The sequence below is a fragment of the Kosakonia arachidis genome, from assembly GCF_900116535.1.
GTDB classification, from domain to species: domain Bacteria; phylum Pseudomonadota; class Gammaproteobacteria; order Enterobacterales; family Enterobacteriaceae; genus Kosakonia; species Kosakonia arachidis.
The window spans coordinates 587,099-601,498 of sequence record NZ_FPAU01000002.1 but is presented as its reverse complement, the minus strand read 5'-3'; the positions used below and the strand labels follow the sequence as shown (position 1 = coordinate 601,498).

Here is a 14,400-nt window from a genome sequence, read left to right as displayed (position 1 = left end):
ACGAGGAAGGGAAAAAATGGAGACGCTTGCTGCCATTAACCGTTGGCTGGCGAAACAGCATGTTGTTAGTTGGTGTGTGGCGAACCGGGGTGAATTGTGGTGTGCTACTGCGTTTTACGTTTATGATGCGCAAAAAGTGGCGTTTTACATCCTCAGTGAAGATCACACGCGCCACTCACAGATGACCGGGCTTCAGGCTAATGTGGCGGGAACAGTCAACGGCCAGCCAAAAACCGTGGCGCTGATTCGCGGCATACAATTTACCGGGGAGATCCGTCGTCTGGAAGGGGAGGAAAGCGAGGCGCTGCGGGCGCAGTACAACCGTCGCTTTCCTGTTGCGCGCATGTTGACAGCCCCCCTGTGGGAGATCCGCCTTCACGAATTGAAATTCACTGACAACACGCTGGGTTTTGGTAAAAAATTACACTGGATTCGCGATTCATGCACCCAATAAGCGCAACGCCTCGCGGTTAAATGCAGGCAAATCTTCGGGGGTGCGGCTGGTCACCAGTTGATCTTTATCGATCACCACTTCCTGGTCATAAAATTCACCCCCGGCGTTTTTCACATCGACGACGATAGGCTTCACCGCTGTAAGCTTGCGTCCGCGTATGGCATCCGCGCTGATTAGCAACTGCGGGCCGTGACAAATGGCGAATACGGGCTTACCACTGCTGACAAAATCGCGGGTGAAGGTGACAAACCGATCATCGCCACGCAAATAATCGGGTGAGTGGCCGCCCGGTAGCAGCAGGGCGTCAAAATCCGCTGGCCGCACTTCATCAATGGTTTTATCAATCACCACTTCAGCTTCGCCCTGTTTGCCGTGGATAGTTTTCCCCGCCTGTTTCTCTATGGTGATCACCTCATGGCCGGCCTGACGAAATTCCTGCGCCGGAGAAGTGAATTCTGAATCTTCAAACTCGTCGGTGATCAAGACTGCGATTTTCTTGCTCATAATTCCTCCGTTGTTTTGGCTTCAGTGTTCATTGTTATCCATACTGATAATCCATCAGACTATTAAGCCTGGTTTAGCTGGCAGGTATTGCAAGGCAGATTCATCTGCAAAAGGAGAGTAAATGCCACGCGTAATGATCACTGGTGCAACGGGCCTGGTTGGCGGGCATTTGCTGCGATTACTGAGCAATGACGCGCGGATCGGCACGATTGTAGCGCCAACGCGCCACCCATTGTCGGGCTTTCCCGATGTTGAAAATCCCTATGATCCGCAGTTAAGCGATGCGCTGGCGCAGGTGAATGGTGCGGTAGATACGGTTTTTTGCTGCCTTGGTACCACGCGTCGCGAAGCGGGGAGCGAAGAGGCTTTCGTGCACGCGGATTATACGCTGGTAGTCGATACGGCATTAACCGCGCTGCGGCTTGGTGCCAGGCAGATGCTGGTGGTCAGTTCGATGGGGGCAAACGCGCATTCACCGTTTTTCTATAACCGGGTAAAAGGCGAGATGGAAAAAGCGCTCATCGCGCAGGAGTGGCCCCGGCTGGTTATTGCCCGTCCCTCAATGCTGCTGGGGGAGCGCGAAAAGCAGCGCATCAATGAATCACTGCTCGCACCTCTGTTTCGTCTGCTACCGGGCAACTGGAAGTCGATCCGCGCTCAGGATGTCGCCCGTGCGCTGCTGACATTGTCCTTCACGCCAGCGGAAGATCGCGTCGAGGTCGTCGCCTCCGCGCAGTTACGCGCGATTGCGGCAGGCTCACAATTGGCAAAATAGTTCTCCCGGAGTACTATTCCCCGGCTTATTACCTATTTCCCCGGGGAATGTTATGACTGGTCAGTCTTCACCTCAGGCGGCAACACCCATTCAGTGGTGGAAACCCGCGCTGTTCTTTCTGGTAGTTATTGTCGGTCTTTGGTACGTGAAATGGCAGCCTTATTACGGTAAAGCCTTCACTGCTGCCGAGACGCACAACATTGGTAAATCTATTCTTGCACAGGCCGATTCCAGCCCGATTCAGGCTGCGTGGGATTATGCGTTGGTCTATTTTCTTGCCGTCTGGAAAGCGGCCGTGCTGGGTGTATTGCTGGGCTCGCTGATTCAGGTATTGATCCCGCGCGACTGGCTACTGCGTACGCTGGGACAAAAACGTTTAAACGGAACGCTGTTTGGTACGCTATTCTCTCTACCGGGCATGATGTGCACCTGCTGTGCCGCACCGGTGGCGGCAGGTATGCGCCGTCAGCGCGTCTCAATGGGCGGAGCACTGGCATTCTGGATGGGTAACCCGCTGCTTAATCCGGCCACGCTGGTGTTTATGGGGTTTGTTCTTGGCTGGCATTTTGTCGCAATCCGTCTGGTTGCGGGACTAGTGACGGTGTTGGGTGTTGCGATGCTTGTCCAGGCTCTGGTCAAAGAAAGCCCACAACAGGCTGAAGCGGTGGATATTACGCTTACGGAGCCGCAGGGCAGCTTTATGGCGCGCTGGGGCAAAGCATTATGGCAACTCTTCTGGAGCACCATTCCGGTCTATATTCTTGCTGTTCTGGTGCTGGGCGCGGCGCGTGTCTGGTTATTCCCGCATGCGGATGGTGCGATCGATAACACACTGCTGTGGGTGATTGCTATGGCGATTGTCGGCTGCCTGTTTGTGATCCCGACGGCAGCCGAGATCCCGATTGTGCAGACCATGATGCTGGCGGGTATGGGAATGGCACCTGCTATGGCGCTGTTGATTACACTGCCGGCGGTAAGCCTGCCGTCACTGATCATGCTGCGTAAATCGTTTCCGTTAAAAGCGTTGTGGCTGACCGGCGGGCTGGTGGCGCTGTGCGGGACAATCACCGGCGCTATTATGTTGTTCTGAGGTTTGGCTGAGCAAAAATAGCCCGGCAAAGTCGCCGGGCTATTTTGTTATTTCAGCAGGGTAAATGCTGTCGTTACGTGTTTCACACCGCTAACGCGGCTGGCGATATCTGCCGCTGCCTGGCCTTCACGCTGGGTAACCAGACCCATCAGGAACACTTCGCCATTTTCGGTAGTCACTTTCACGTTTGAGGATTTCACCTGATCGCTGCTCAACAGTTGCGAGCGGACTTTAGTGGTGATCCATGTGTCTGAAGACGCCGTACCGAGGCCGATCGGCTGGCCCTGGCGAATTTCGTTAAATACTTCGGTTGCCCCCTCAACTCCAATGGCAATCTGTTTCGCTCTGGAAGAGAGCGCGGTATTCGGAGCCTGCCCGGTCAGCAGAACTTTCCCCTGATACGCAGTGACGTTGATACGCGCTTCTTTTTTAATCTGCTCATCTTTGGACAACGCGCTGTTGACACGTAGTTCCAGCGTGCTGTCATCCACCTGGGTGCCAACGGTTCTCGGATCCGTCGCTGCTTTAGTGCCAACGGCGGCAGAACCGACCACGACTGCGCCAATACAACCTTGTAACAGCATCGCGGAAATAAGGACTGCGAGGGGCGTAAATGCCTTCATGTGTACTCCTTAATCATCCTGGTGAGGAAAAAGCGTGTTATCAATCAGATCGCATAAGCAATTCACCGTCAGCATGTGCATTTCCTGGATGCGCGCGCTTCGATGGGAAGGAATACGGATTTCGACATCCTGCGGTCCCAGCAGGCCCGCCAGCTCACCACCGTCGTAGCCGGTCAGCGCTATGATGGACATATCACGCGTTACCGCTGCTTCCACGGCTTTAACGATATCGCGGCTGTTGCCACGTGTGGAGATGGCCAGCAAAATATCCCCGCTGTGACCGAGCGCGCGAACCTGCTTGGCGTAAATCTCATCATGCAGACGATCATTTGCTATTGCGGTTAAGACCACATTATCGGTATTAAGTGCAATGGCAGGTAAACTGGGACGTTCTGTTTCAAAACGGTTGATCATGCTGGCAGCAAAATGCTGTGCATTGGCGGCAGAAGTGCCGTTGCCACAACAGAGGATTTTGTTGCCGTTAAGCAGGGAGTGAACCATCGTCATGGCTGCGCGGGAAATGGCATCAGGCAACGCTTCCGCTGCTGCAATTTGGGTTTGAATGCTTTCCGTAAAGCAGGCTTTAATTCGTTCGAGCACGGTAATCCCTATCATTTTGCAATTATGAGTGGTCATTAAAGGCGTTTTGTATCCACTCAACGTCATTTTCGGTGCAGGCTACCACATCAAACCGGCAATCCACAGTATCAAAGCTTCCATTGTGCCGGGCGAGCCACAAACGGGCAGTTTGCAGGAGCCTGACCTGTTTCGCGCGTGTAATACTGCTTGCAGCGCCGCCAAAACGAGACGATCTGCGATAGCGCACTTCAATAAAGACGGTGGTTGTTTTGTGCCGCATTATCAGGTCAATTTCGCCGCCGCGCTCGCGCACATTGGCGGCTAAAAAATGCAGCCCTTTGCTTTCCAGCCAGCGACGCGCTTTGGCTTCCCACGCGTCGCCGGTCTGTTTACGGGTTAACTGGCCGGGACGATTTGTCCCTGCTGGTATTTGAGCCATGACAACTTCCTGTTGATCACGCAATCCTGGGTGGCGGTTAAATCACCGGTATTTCCGTTCAGTTCAAAACCTGGAACCTGACGCATCTGCGAGAAGTTATTCGCCAGCGACCAGGCATCCGCGCCCATGGCATAGAGGCGAGCCAGTGAGTAATCATTGTTAACGCTTTTCAGCGCCTGCTGCATTAACGATGGGTTCGCACCTGCCAGCATCGGGATTTCGTTAAATTGCAGACCTTCCATCTCCAGGCGGAAATCCGGGCCTGTGCCACCTTGTGCGCTGCGCGAACTGGCGTACAGCATCACGTTGCTCTGGCTTCCGGTACGCAAGGTAATCATCGGTTTAATCAGCGCGATCTCATCCTGCGTCGCTACAATATAGACCGAATCCACGTTACCACTGCCACTGATTTGTGCGTCGGTCGGCGGAGCCGGAATGTTCAGACCGCCAATAGTCACGCCCTGCTGCTGCGGCAGACTGGCAACTACCGGGCTGCCGGTCATGGCAATACCGGAACCGCCATTCAGGCCCATTCGCAGTTCAGCGGTAGATCCGAATTTCTGTTCCAGAACCACGCCGCCGCCGAGTTTCAGCCACTCTTCGGCAAAGGCTTTACTGATTCGTTCGCCCAGATTACTACGTGGCACCAGCAGCAGAGGCGCATGACGGCCCTGTTCATGGATGTGGCGAGCGGCATCGTGTGCTTCATCTTCCGGCGAGAGCGCGAAGTAGCAGATATTTGGACGGTTTTCGACGCTTTCTGGCTGATTGAGCGCCAGTACGTTCAGCGTGGTGTGGCTGCGCATCAGCTCCTCAACATTGTTTTTCAGCAGCGGGCCGACCACGATACTTGCGCCATCTTGCTGCACCTGATTGAGGATCTGATCCATCGGTTGCGCGCTGGTATCGTAAATTTTCAGTTCAGCGCCAGGATTTGCTGGCGTACCAGCAACGGCCGGCGCGGCAACCGGCTGCTTTGCATTAGCATCGGCAGGTTGGGGAGGCGTTACCGCTGCGGGATCTTGCTCTGCTGTGGTTTTGGATTGCATGTCTGTTTTGCTCTGCGCGGCGCTATCCGGCGCAGCAGCGCTGGTTAAATCATTAACGCTGGTCTGCGATGGGCTAACCACTGCGGCGTTAGCCGCTTGCGCTACCTGCTGCGGAACGGCCGGGCCGGAAACGGTGGAAATGCCATTCTTAGCGGCTTCAAAGCCTTGCTGAATCGCCCGGCCAAAAACAGCGGCCTGACCATTTAGCGGCAGCAGCAGCGCGATTTTGTTGGTCGATGCAGGCTTGAAGTTTTGCAGATTCGACAGTTGAGTTGGCAGCATTTTTGCCGCTGGGTTTTGCGGGTAGCGGGTCTGCCAGTCGGTAATGCCTGCTTTCAGCATGTTGGGATCATTGCGGTTATCAAACCAGACGCGTTGCAGATCAAGCCAGCCCTGTAAGGTGACTTCATCTGCGTTGATCACCAGCGTTCTGGCTTGATCCTGCGTCATTGAAGCAAGCGCCTGCCAGGTGGCATCGATGTTTTTCTGCTTATCTTCTGGTTTCGTTAGCAGGGGCTCCTGGGCAATCAGCGCGCGCAGCAATGTCAGGGATGGTTTGCCTTGCGCGGCTTCAATCCCTAGCTGCCAGTAACGCGCCTGCTGATTTTTCTCCAGATCAGCAGGATCGATCTTACTCAGCAGCGCCTGTGCCCCGGCGAAATCTTTCTGCACCAGTTTCATTTCGGCGGCGAGCAGAGAATATTCTTTACGCTGATTGTCATTCAGATTCTGCGGTAGCTGGCTGAAGAGTTCGCTTGCCTGCTGGGTTTTGCCCTCTTTAAGCAGTGCACGAATGGCGAGTAATTGCCAGTTGGTCTTGCTATCATCTGTGCTTTGCTGCATCTGTTGCAGGTAATAGCCAGAATCAGCCTGCGCCGAGCCTTGCATATGCGTGGCACTCTGGTCTGTCGACTGGGTGCCACAGCCTGCGAACAGTAGGGCGGCCAGCACCACAGGCAGGCAGCGCGTGGCTTTCGAACGTAGAAATCTTGACGGTAGCATACTGTATCCAGTGATAATTTTTACGCAATGCTCAATATTAAATCGGCAATACGGATGAAACAATGAAACAACACGAATCGGCGGATAATTCTCAGGGTCAGCTCTTTATTGTACCTACTCCTATCGGGAATTTGGCTGATATTACGCAACGCGCGCTGAACGTGTTGCAGGCCGTTGATTTAATTGCTGCGGAGGATACCCGCCACACCGGTTTATTGCTTCAACACTTTGCCATTAATGCCCGCCTATTCGCCCTGCATGATCATAACGAGCAGCAGAAGGCGGAAACGCTGGTAGCAAAGCTGAAAGAGGGGCAGAACATTGCTCTGGTCTCGGATGCCGGTACCCCGCTGATTAACGATCCTGGCTACCATTTGGTGCGTACCTGCCGCGAGTCAGGGATCCGCGTGGTGCCACTACCCGGTCCTTGCGCCGCCATTGCCGCGCTGAGTGCTGCTGGGTTGCCGTCGGATCGTTTTTGTTACGAAGGGTTTCTGCCTGCCAAATCCAAAGGGCGTCGCGATGCGTTAAAAGCGCTGGAAACGGAAAGTCGCACGCTGATCTTCTATGAATCCACCCATCGTTTACTGGAAAGTCTGGAAGATATGGTCGCAGTGTGGGGTGAGAGCCGCTATGTCGTGCTGGCCCGCGAGCTGACCAAAACCTGGGAAAACATTCAGGGCGCGCCAGTTGGCGAACTACTGATGTGGGTGAAAGAGGATGAAAACCGCCGTAAAGGCGAGATGGTACTGATTGTCGAAGGCCATAAAGCACAGGAAGATGAGTTGCCCGCCGATGCGCTGCGTACGCTGGCACTGTTGCAGGCTGAACTACCGCTGAAGAAAGCCGCAGCCCTCGCGGCGGAGATCCACGGCGTGAAGAAAAACGCGCTGTACAAGTACGCGCTGGATCAGCAGTAACCCGATCAATACAGGCGCTGGAAAGTCGCGTCAGCGATCGCAGCGCCATAGACCCGATTTTTTACACCACCGCCAGTTCCTTCCCCATAAAAGTTTCGAAAGGGAAGTAAAGGTTGTGAAAGAAAATGCAGGCAAAAAAAAGCATGGCCGAAGCCATGCTTAAAAGTGAATTTTACGCTTTTGTTATTAAAATCAAGTCACCGGAGCCGGGTTAAATACTGCCAGCTGGTTATGCAACCCCCATTGATCGGAGAAGGTTTTCTTCCTGCCGCTCGCTACGTCAAGAATAAAGTGGAACAGTTTCCAGCCCACATCTTCAATGGTCTCTTCCCCGGTGGCGATGGTACCCGCGTTAATGTCCATTAAGTCATACCAGCGGTTTGCCAGCTCAGTGCGGGTCGCCATCTTGATAACCGGAACCGCCATCAGACCATACGGTGTGCCACGCCCGGTGGTAAACACTTGTACTGTGATCCCGGAGGCGACCTGCTGCGTACCGCAGACGAAGTCGCTCGCTGGTGTTGCGGCATAAATTAGCCCGCGTTTGCTCGGACGTTGTCCCGGAGAGAGCACTTCAGAGATGGCGCTCTTACCGGATTTCGCGATCGAACCTAGTGCTTTTTCCACGACATTCGCCAGGCCGCCTTTTTTGTTCCCCGGAGAAGGGTTGGCACTGCGGTCGGTTTTACCCATGTCGAGATAATTATCGTACCAGGCCATCTCTTCCAGCAGACGTTTGCCCACTTCTTCGTTGATGGCGCGTGGCGTAAGCAGGTGAATCGCATCGCGTACTTCGGTCACTTCGGAAAACATCACCGTCCCGCCACAGCGAATAATCAGGTCCGAGGCATAGCCCACCGCCGGGTTCGCGGTAACGCCGGAGAAAGCGTCGCTGCCACCACACTGCATACCGACTACCAGTTCGGAAGCCGGGCAGGTTTCACGTTTACGCTGGTTCAGCTTGGCCAGATGGCGCTCTGCAACCTGTAAAATATCGTCGACCATGGAGCGGAAGCCCACATGTTGCTCATCCTGCAAACGAACAATACTGGCACTGTCTACCGGGATAGCTTTCACATCCTCGGTCCCTTCCAGGAGACGTTCCGGTTGCAATTTTTCACAACCCAGGCCAATCACCATCACTTCACCACCGAAGTTCGGGTTCAGCGAAATGTTATGGATGGTACGAATAGGGATCACCGCCGCCGGTGCGTTAATAGCCACGCCGCAGCCATACAGGTGATTCAGGCCGACCACGCCGTCAACGTTCGGGTATTTTGGCAACAGATCGCGTTCAATGATCTTCACGACATAATCCACCACGCCTGCAACGCAGTGTACGCTGGTGGTCAGGCCTAGCAGGTTCTTGGTGCCGACGCTTCCATCCGCGTTGCGGTAACCTTCAAAGGTATATCCTTCCAGCGGCGGTAGCGGCTCCGGGACTTTCGTTGCCAGTGGTAGTGTATTCAGCGGTGGTGCTTTCGGCAGTTCAACCATGGATTCATCGATCCAACTACCGCGGGAGATATCGCACATTGCGTAGCCTATGATCTCGCCATAGCGCACGATTTCGCCATGATGGGGGATATCTACCAAGGCCATTTTATGGCCTTGCGGAATATGCTCAATTAGCTCGAGACCGTCCGGAAAACGAGTTCCTGCTTTTAAGCCATTGTCATTGACGATGATAGCGACATTATCTGTGTCGTGTACCTTAATATAAAACGCCCCTGGCTGTTGCTGTCTAATTTCAATGTTGGACATTGTCAAGTAATCTCCAGCTAACTTATACGATGCATTGCTCTATAAAAGCGGAATTATTAATTTATTCTGCAATTAATACCGTGAATAAAAATCTTGTTTACTGAAATAAGAATGTCAGCAGTTTAAATATCAAAATGTGATCTAAATCACTTATTATCTCGATTCCACATCTGGCGGGGTCGGATATTGCAAGAACTGTGCATCAGCGCCCAGGCTTATGTGCAAATGCTCAAAATAATCTTTTAAGGCGATATTAAAATTGAGCAACCCAACAATGTGCGGCGTTCTGCCGGTGATTATACTGGGGGCTAATAACATCGAAGTGACTATTATCTGATAATAAATTCGAGTGCTTAAATAAAATCAGATAAGAAGCATCACAATAATTATATTTGAAAGTTAGCAGTGCCCGAGGAAATTAAAAATGACTGTCGAACATTCCGTTGTGGAAACAAAACGGGGTATTCCCACCCGTTATTTAATTCTGCTGATTATATTTATCGTAACAGCAGTGAATTATGCCGACCGCGCCACATTATCCATTGCCGGGACAGAAGTGGCGAAAGAGCTGCAACTTGACACTGTATCGATGGGCTACATTTTTTCGGCTTTCGGCTGGGCTTACCTGCTGATGCAAATCCCGGGCGGCTGGTTGCTTGACCGCTTCGGCTCTAAAAAAGTGTATACATGGAGCCTCTTTTTCTGGTCGTTTTTTACTTTCCTGCAAGGTTTTGTCGACGTTTTCCCGATTGCATGGGCCGGTATTTCCATGTTTTTCATGCGCTTTATGCTGGGTTTCTCTGAAGCACCTTCATTCCCGGCGAATGCCCGAATCGTTGCGGCCTGGTTCCCGGCAAAAGAACGCGGTACGGCATCAGCGATTTTTAACTCTGCGCAGTACTTCTCGCTGGCGCTGTTCTCGCCGCTGCTGGGCTGGCTGACCTTTGCCTGGGGCTGGGAACATGTCTTCACAGTGATGGGCGCGATCGGTTTTGTGCTGACCTTTGCCTGGGTGAAGTTTGTCCACAACCCAACTGATCACCCGCGTATGAGCCGCGAAGAGCTGAAGTATATTGAGGAAAACGGCGCGGTTGTCGATATGGACCATAAAAAAGCCGACGATGGCAAAAATGCGGGTCCAAAAATGGATTATATCAAGCAGTTGCTGTGCAACCGCATGATGCTCGGTGTGTTCTTCGGGCAATACTTCCTCAACACCATTACCTGGTTTTTCCTGACATGGTTCCCGATTTACCTGGTACAGGAAAAAGGCATGTCGATACTGAAAGTTGGGTTTGTCGCTTCCATTCCGGCGCTGTGTGGTTTTGTTGGTGGTGTGTTGGGTGGGCTGTTCTCTGATTATCTGATCAAGCGCGGTTCCACCCTGACTATGGCACGTAAGTTCCCTATTGTGGTCGGGATGTTACTGGCTTCTGGCATCATTCTGTGTAACTACACCGATAACACGGTGATGGTGGTCGCGCTGATGGCGCTCGCTTTCTTCGGTAAGGGTTTTGGCGCGCTGGGTTGGCCGGTTATCTCCGACGTAGCGCCGAAAGAGATCGTGGGTTTGTGCGGTGGTGTATTCAACGTATTTGGTAACGTGGCCTCTATCGTGACGCCGCTGGTCATCGGATACATGGTTAAAGAGTTGCATTCTTTCAACGGTGCGTTGGTGTTTGTCGGCTGTTCAGCGCTGATGATGATGGTCTGCTATCTGTTCGTGGTTGGCGACATCAAACGTATGGAATTGAAGAAATAAGCAACGACACATTTAAGGTACAAAAGATGAATAACGATATCTTCCCAAACAAATTCAAGACCGCGCTGGCGGCTCAACAGATTCAAATCGGTTGTTGGTCTGCACTGGGTAGTCATATCAGCACTGAAGTTCTGGGCCTGGCAGGCTTTGACTGGTTGCTTCTGGACGGCGAACACGCCCCAAACGACGTACTCACTTTTGTACCGCAATTAATGGCCTTGAAAGGCAGTGTCAGCGCGTCGGTTGTACGCGTGCCGACTAACGATCCAGTGGTCATTAAACGCCTGCTGGATATCGGCTTCTACAACTTCCTGATCCCCTTCGTGGAAACAGAAGAAGAAGCGATAAATGCGGTAGCGGCAACCCGTTACCCGCCGGAAGGTATTCGCGGTGTGTCTGTTTCGCATCGCGCCAATATGTTCGGCACCGTGCCGGATTACTTCCGTCAGTCCAACGCTAACATCACTATCCTGGTACAAATCGAAAGCCAGGCAGGTGTAGATAACCTTGACGCCATCCTTGCCACCGATGGCGTGGATGGCGTGTTTGTCGGCCCAAGCGATCTGGCGGCGACACTGGGTTACATCGGTAATGCGGCGCATCCGGAAGTCCAACGCACCATTCAGCATATTTTTGCCCGCGCTAAAGCGCACAACAAACCGAGCGGCATTCTGGCGCCTGTGGAAGCGGATGCTCGCCGCTACCTGGAATGGGGCGCGACTGTAGTTGCGGTTGGCAGCGATTTAGGCGTGTTCCGTTCGGCTACGCAGAAACTGGCAGACACCTTTAAAAAATAACCAAACCACCCTTTAAAAGAGAGACGCAATTATGACGATGAAAGTTGGTTTCATTGGCCTTGGTATCATGGGTAAACCAATGAGTAAAAACCTCATTAAAGCAGGTTATTCACTGGTGGTGGTGGACCGTAACCAGGAAGCGGTGGCCGAACTTATCGCTGCGGGCGCGGAAACGGCAGCGAACGGGAAAGCGATTGCTGAGAAGTGTGATGTCATCATCACCATGCTGCCGAACTCCCCGCACGTGAAAGAAGTGGCGCTGGGCGAAGGTGGCATTATTGAAGGTGCTAAAGCCGGTACCGTGCTGATCGACATGAGCTCTATCGCACCGTTGGCGAGCCGTGAAATCAGCGATGCTCTGAAAGAGAAAGGCGTACAAATGCTTGATGCGCCGGTAAGCGGCGGTGAACCGAAGGCGATCGACGGTACACTGTCTGTCATGGTCGGCGGCGACAAAGCCATTTTCGACAAATACTACGACCTGATGAAATCCATGGCAGGTTCTGTGGTGCACACCGGTGATATCGGTGCGGGCAACGTCACCAAACTGGCAAATCAGGTGATTGTGGCGTTGAACATAGCTGCGATGTCTGAAGCGTTGACACTGGCAACCAAAGCCGGCGTTAACCCGGATCTGGTGTATCAAGCTATCCGCGGTGGTCTGGCAGGTAGCACCGTGCTGGACGCGAAAGCGCCAATGGTGATGGATCGCAACTTCAAGCCGGGTTTCCGTATCGATCTGCACATCAAAGATCTCGCCAACGCGCTGGATACGTCACATGGCGTGGGCGCTCAACTGCCGCTGACTGCCGCTGTGATGGAAATGATGCAGGCGCTGCGTGCTGATGGTCTGGGCAACGCCGACCACAGCGCTATTGCTTGCTACTACGAGAAACTGGCGAAAATTGAAGTGACTCGTTAGCTCGTTAATAAGAAGGGCGCGGCTTTGCGCCCTGGATTTTTTGTACATCCACATCTTCAGGCCGCAGTGGGCCTGAAGGGTGAAGTGCGCGGCACTATCAGGCTCACAATTATGAAAATCGTAATCGCCCCAGACTCTTATAAAGAAAGCCTCTCTGCTACTGAAGTCGCTCAGGCGATAGAAAAAGGATTTCGGGAAATTTTCCCTGACGCTCACTACGTGTCTGTTCCGGTTGCCGACGGCGGTGAGGGAACAGTTGAGGCCATGATTGCCGCCACTAAAGGTACCGTGCATAGCGCACAGGTTACAGGCCCGCTGGGGAATGATGTTGATGCTCTGTGGGGGATGTCCTGCGACGGGAAAACCGCTTTTATTGAAATGGCGGCGGCCAGCGGTCTGGCGCTGGTACCACCGGAATTACGTAACCCTTTGATTACCACTTCGCGCGGCACCGGGGAACTTATTTTGCATGCGCTGGAACATGGGGCGACCAACATTATTATCGGCATTGGCGGCAGCGCGACCAACGATGGCGGGGCGGGCATGGTGCAGGCACTGGGTGCCAAACTGACGGATGCGAACGGTACCGAGATTGGTTACGGCGGCGGCAGCCTGATGAGCCTGAATGCGATTGATATTTCCGGGCTGGATCCGCGTCTGAGCAATTGTACGATTCACGTGGCCTGTGATGTGACTAACCCGCTGACTGGCGAGCAGGGCGCATCACGTATTTTTGGGCCGCAAAAAGGGGCCACTGAAGCGCTGATCGTTGAGCTGGATCGAAACCTTGGTCACTTCGCCGACGTCATCAAAAAATCGCTGCGAGTGGATGTGAAAGAGGTTCCTGGTTCGGGTGCTGCAGGCGGTATGGGCGCAGCTTTGATGGCTTTTCTCGGTGCTGAACTGCGTAGCGGTATTGAGATTGTAACCCAGGCGTTGAATCTCGAAGAGCATATTCATGACTGTACGTGGGTGGTGACCGGCGAAGGGCGTATCGACAGTCAGAGCATTCACGGCAAAGTGCCAGTCGGCGTGGCGCACGTTGCTAAAAAATACCATAAACCCGTAATCGGTATTGCCGGCAGTCTGACCAGCGATGTCGGCGTGGTTCATCAGTACGGTATCGATGCGGTATTCAGCGTGTTGACCGGCATTACCACGCTGGAAGAGGCGTTCCGCTGCGCATTTGATAATATTTACCGCGCGTCACGCAATATTGCGGCCACATTGCGGGTCGGAATGTTGACGGAAGGGTGACAGGCGCGTGCAAACCCACTATACTGCGCGCCGAAGCTGACCAGACAGTCGCCGCTGCGTCGTCGTCCTTTCGGGGAGACAGGCGCAGGGGAGGAAAGTCCGGGCTCCATAGGGCAGGGTGCCAGGTAACGCCTGGGGGGCGCAAGCCCACGACCAGTGCAACAGAGAGCAAACCGCCGATGGCCCGCGCAAGCGGGATCAGGTAAGGGTGAAAGGGTGCGGTAAGAGCGCACCGCGCGTCTGGCAACAGTTCGCGGCACGGTAAACTCCACCCGGAGCAAGGCCAAATAGGGGTTCACAAGGTACGGCCCGTACTGAACTCGGGTAGGCTGCTTGAGCCAGTGAGCGATTGCTGGCCTAGATGAATGACTGTCCACGACAGAACCCGGCTTATCGGTCAGTTTCAATTTTTCAGGTAAAAACCCGCTTCGGCGGGTTTTTGCTTTTCTGCGGCCCTGTGACG

The 14,400-nt window shown here is 53.5% G+C and carries 14 protein-coding genes and 1 other RNA gene; 9 read left to right on the top strand and 6 right to left on the bottom strand.

Annotated features, from left to right (window positions below; all coding sequences use genetic code 11):
- Nucleotides 1-16 precede the first annotated feature (16 nt).
- Nucleotides 17-454: a YhbP family protein gene (locus BM427_RS11045; protein WP_090121580.1), complete on the top strand. Its 438-nt coding sequence runs from the start codon at nucleotides 17-19 to the stop codon at nucleotides 452-454.
- Here the strand turns inward: BM427_RS11045 and BM427_RS11040 are convergent.
- Nucleotides 440-958 (bottom strand): type 1 glutamine amidotransferase, encoded by a 519-nt coding sequence (locus tag BM427_RS11040; protein WP_090121579.1) that lies wholly within the window; start codon nucleotides 956-958, stop codon nucleotides 440-442. The genes BM427_RS11045 and BM427_RS11040 overlap by 15 nt on opposite strands.
- A 121-nt stretch (nucleotides 959-1,079) precedes the next feature.
- Between BM427_RS11040 and BM427_RS11035 the strand changes: the two genes are divergently transcribed.
- Both BM427_RS11035 and BM427_RS11030 read left to right on the top strand, forming a co-directional pair.
- Nucleotides 1,080-1,733 (top strand): NAD(P)H-binding protein, encoded by a 654-nt coding sequence (locus BM427_RS11035; RefSeq protein WP_090121577.1) that lies wholly within the window; start codon nucleotides 1,080-1,082, stop codon nucleotides 1,731-1,733.
- Between the two features lie 52 nt (nucleotides 1,734-1,785).
- Complete coding sequence (locus tag BM427_RS11030; RefSeq protein ID WP_090121576.1) at nucleotides 1,786-2,823, top strand: permease; 1,038 nt, start codon at nucleotides 1,786-1,788, stop codon at nucleotides 2,821-2,823.
- Between the two features lie 47 nt (nucleotides 2,824-2,870).
- Here the strand turns inward: BM427_RS11030 and dolP are convergent, their stop codons facing one another.
- Genes dolP through BM427_RS11010 form a run of 4 tightly spaced genes read right to left on the bottom strand, consistent with a single transcriptional unit; the run spans nucleotide 2,871 to nucleotide 6,515 of the window.
- A complete protein-coding gene (dolP, locus tag BM427_RS11025) occupies nucleotides 2,871-3,446 on the bottom strand; it encodes a division/outer membrane stress-associated lipid-binding lipoprotein (protein WP_090121574.1) in 576 nt (191 codons plus the stop codon).
- A 9-nt stretch (nucleotides 3,447-3,455) separates the two neighbouring features.
- Nucleotides 3,456-4,046: a DnaA initiator-associating protein DiaA gene (gene diaA, locus BM427_RS11020; protein ID WP_035888033.1), complete on the bottom strand. Its 591-nt coding sequence runs from the start codon at nucleotides 4,044-4,046 to the stop codon at nucleotides 3,456-3,458.
- A gap of 22 nt (nucleotides 4,047-4,068) precedes the next feature.
- Nucleotides 4,069-4,464: a YraN family protein gene (locus BM427_RS11015; RefSeq protein ID WP_090121573.1), complete on the bottom strand. Its 396-nt coding sequence runs from the start codon at nucleotides 4,462-4,464 to the stop codon at nucleotides 4,069-4,071.
- Nucleotides 4,422-6,515 carry a penicillin-binding protein activator gene (locus BM427_RS11010; RefSeq protein WP_090121572.1) on the bottom strand — a complete coding sequence of 698 codons (2,094 nt, stop codon included), beginning with the start codon at nucleotides 6,513-6,515 and terminating at the stop codon, nucleotides 4,422-4,424. Before BM427_RS11010 ends, BM427_RS11015 begins: the two co-directional genes overlap by 43 nt.
- A 62-nt stretch (nucleotides 6,516-6,577) precedes the next feature.
- On the opposite strand from BM427_RS11010, the gene rsmI reads away from it, so the two are divergent.
- Nucleotides 6,578-7,435 carry a 16S rRNA (cytidine(1402)-2'-O)-methyltransferase gene (gene rsmI / locus BM427_RS11005; RefSeq protein WP_090121568.1) on the top strand — a complete coding sequence of 286 codons (858 nt, stop codon included), beginning with the start codon at nucleotides 6,578-6,580 and terminating at the stop codon, nucleotides 7,433-7,435.
- Between the two features lie 192 nt (nucleotides 7,436-7,627).
- On the opposite strand, the gene garD is transcribed toward rsmI, so the two are convergent.
- Complete coding sequence (garD, locus tag BM427_RS11000; RefSeq protein WP_090121567.1) at nucleotides 7,628-9,199, bottom strand: galactarate dehydratase; 1,572 nt, start codon at nucleotides 9,197-9,199, stop codon at nucleotides 7,628-7,630.
- A gap of 424 nt (nucleotides 9,200-9,623) precedes the next feature.
- On the opposite strand from garD, the gene BM427_RS10995 reads away from it, so the two are divergent.
- The 5 genes from BM427_RS10995 to rnpB all read left to right on the top strand — a co-directional run bounded on the left by BM427_RS10995 (nucleotide 9,624) and on the right by rnpB (nucleotide 14,346).
- A complete protein-coding gene (locus BM427_RS10995; protein ID WP_090121565.1) occupies nucleotides 9,624-10,961 on the top strand; it encodes an MFS transporter in 1,338 nt (445 codons plus the stop codon).
- 26 nt (nucleotides 10,962-10,987) lie between these two features.
- On the top strand, nucleotides 10,988-11,758 hold the full coding sequence (gene garL / locus BM427_RS10990; protein ID WP_090121564.1) for a 2-dehydro-3-deoxyglucarate aldolase: 771 nt from the start codon (nucleotides 10,988-10,990) through the stop codon (nucleotides 11,756-11,758).
- A 31-nt stretch (nucleotides 11,759-11,789) separates the two neighbouring features.
- The gene (gene garR / locus BM427_RS10985; RefSeq protein ID WP_090121563.1) at nucleotides 11,790-12,680 is read left to right on the top strand and encodes a 2-hydroxy-3-oxopropionate reductase; all 891 of its coding nucleotides are present in this window, start codon (nucleotides 11,790-11,792) and stop codon (nucleotides 12,678-12,680) included.
- Between the two features lie 111 nt (nucleotides 12,681-12,791).
- The gene (gene garK / locus BM427_RS10980; RefSeq protein ID WP_090121559.1) at nucleotides 12,792-13,937 is read left to right on the top strand and encodes a glycerate 2-kinase; all 1,146 of its coding nucleotides are present in this window, start codon (nucleotides 12,792-12,794) and stop codon (nucleotides 13,935-13,937) included.
- Between the two features lie 32 nt (nucleotides 13,938-13,969).
- Nucleotides 13,970-14,346: RNase P RNA component class A (rnpB, locus tag BM427_RS10975), an RNA gene on the top strand.
- Nucleotides 14,347-14,400: the final 54 nt, after the last annotated feature.

Excerpts from the sequence above, each read along its gene's own strand:
- garR (WP_090121563.1), top strand. The coding sequence starts at position 11,790 with ATGACGATGAAAGTTGGTTTCATTGGCCTTGGTATCATGGGTAAACCA.
- garL (WP_090121564.1), top strand. The coding sequence starts at position 10,988 with ATGAATAACGATATCTTCCCAAACAAATTCAAGACCGCGCTGGCGGCT.
- BM427_RS11035 (WP_090121577.1), top strand. The coding sequence starts at position 1,080 with ATGCCACGCGTAATGATCACTGGTGCAACGGGCCTGGTTGGCGGGCAT.
- BM427_RS11010 (WP_090121572.1), bottom strand. The coding sequence starts at position 6,515 with ATGCTACCGTCAAGATTTCTACGTTCGAAAGCCACGCGCTGCCTGCCT.
- dolP (WP_090121574.1), bottom strand. The coding sequence starts at position 3,446 with ATGAAGGCATTTACGCCCCTCGCAGTCCTTATTTCCGCGATGCTGTTA.
- BM427_RS10995 (WP_090121565.1), top strand. The coding sequence starts at position 9,624 with ATGACTGTCGAACATTCCGTTGTGGAAACAAAACGGGGTATTCCCACC.
- BM427_RS11030 (WP_090121576.1), top strand. The coding sequence starts at position 1,786 with ATGACTGGTCAGTCTTCACCTCAGGCGGCAACACCCATTCAGTGGTGG.
- BM427_RS11015 (WP_090121573.1), bottom strand. The coding sequence starts at position 4,464 with ATGGCTCAAATACCAGCAGGGACAAATCGTCCCGGCCAGTTAACCCGT.
- rsmI (WP_090121568.1), top strand. The coding sequence starts at position 6,578 with ATGAAACAACACGAATCGGCGGATAATTCTCAGGGTCAGCTCTTTATT.
- BM427_RS11040 (WP_090121579.1), bottom strand. The coding sequence starts at position 958 with ATGAGCAAGAAAATCGCAGTCTTGATCACCGACGAGTTTGAAGATTCA.
- garK (WP_090121559.1), top strand. The coding sequence starts at position 12,792 with ATGAAAATCGTAATCGCCCCAGACTCTTATAAAGAAAGCCTCTCTGCT.
- garD (WP_090121567.1), bottom strand. The coding sequence starts at position 9,199 with ATGTCCAACATTGAAATTAGACAGCAACAGCCAGGGGCGTTTTATATT.
- BM427_RS11045 (WP_090121580.1), top strand. The coding sequence starts at position 17 with ATGGAGACGCTTGCTGCCATTAACCGTTGGCTGGCGAAACAGCATGTT.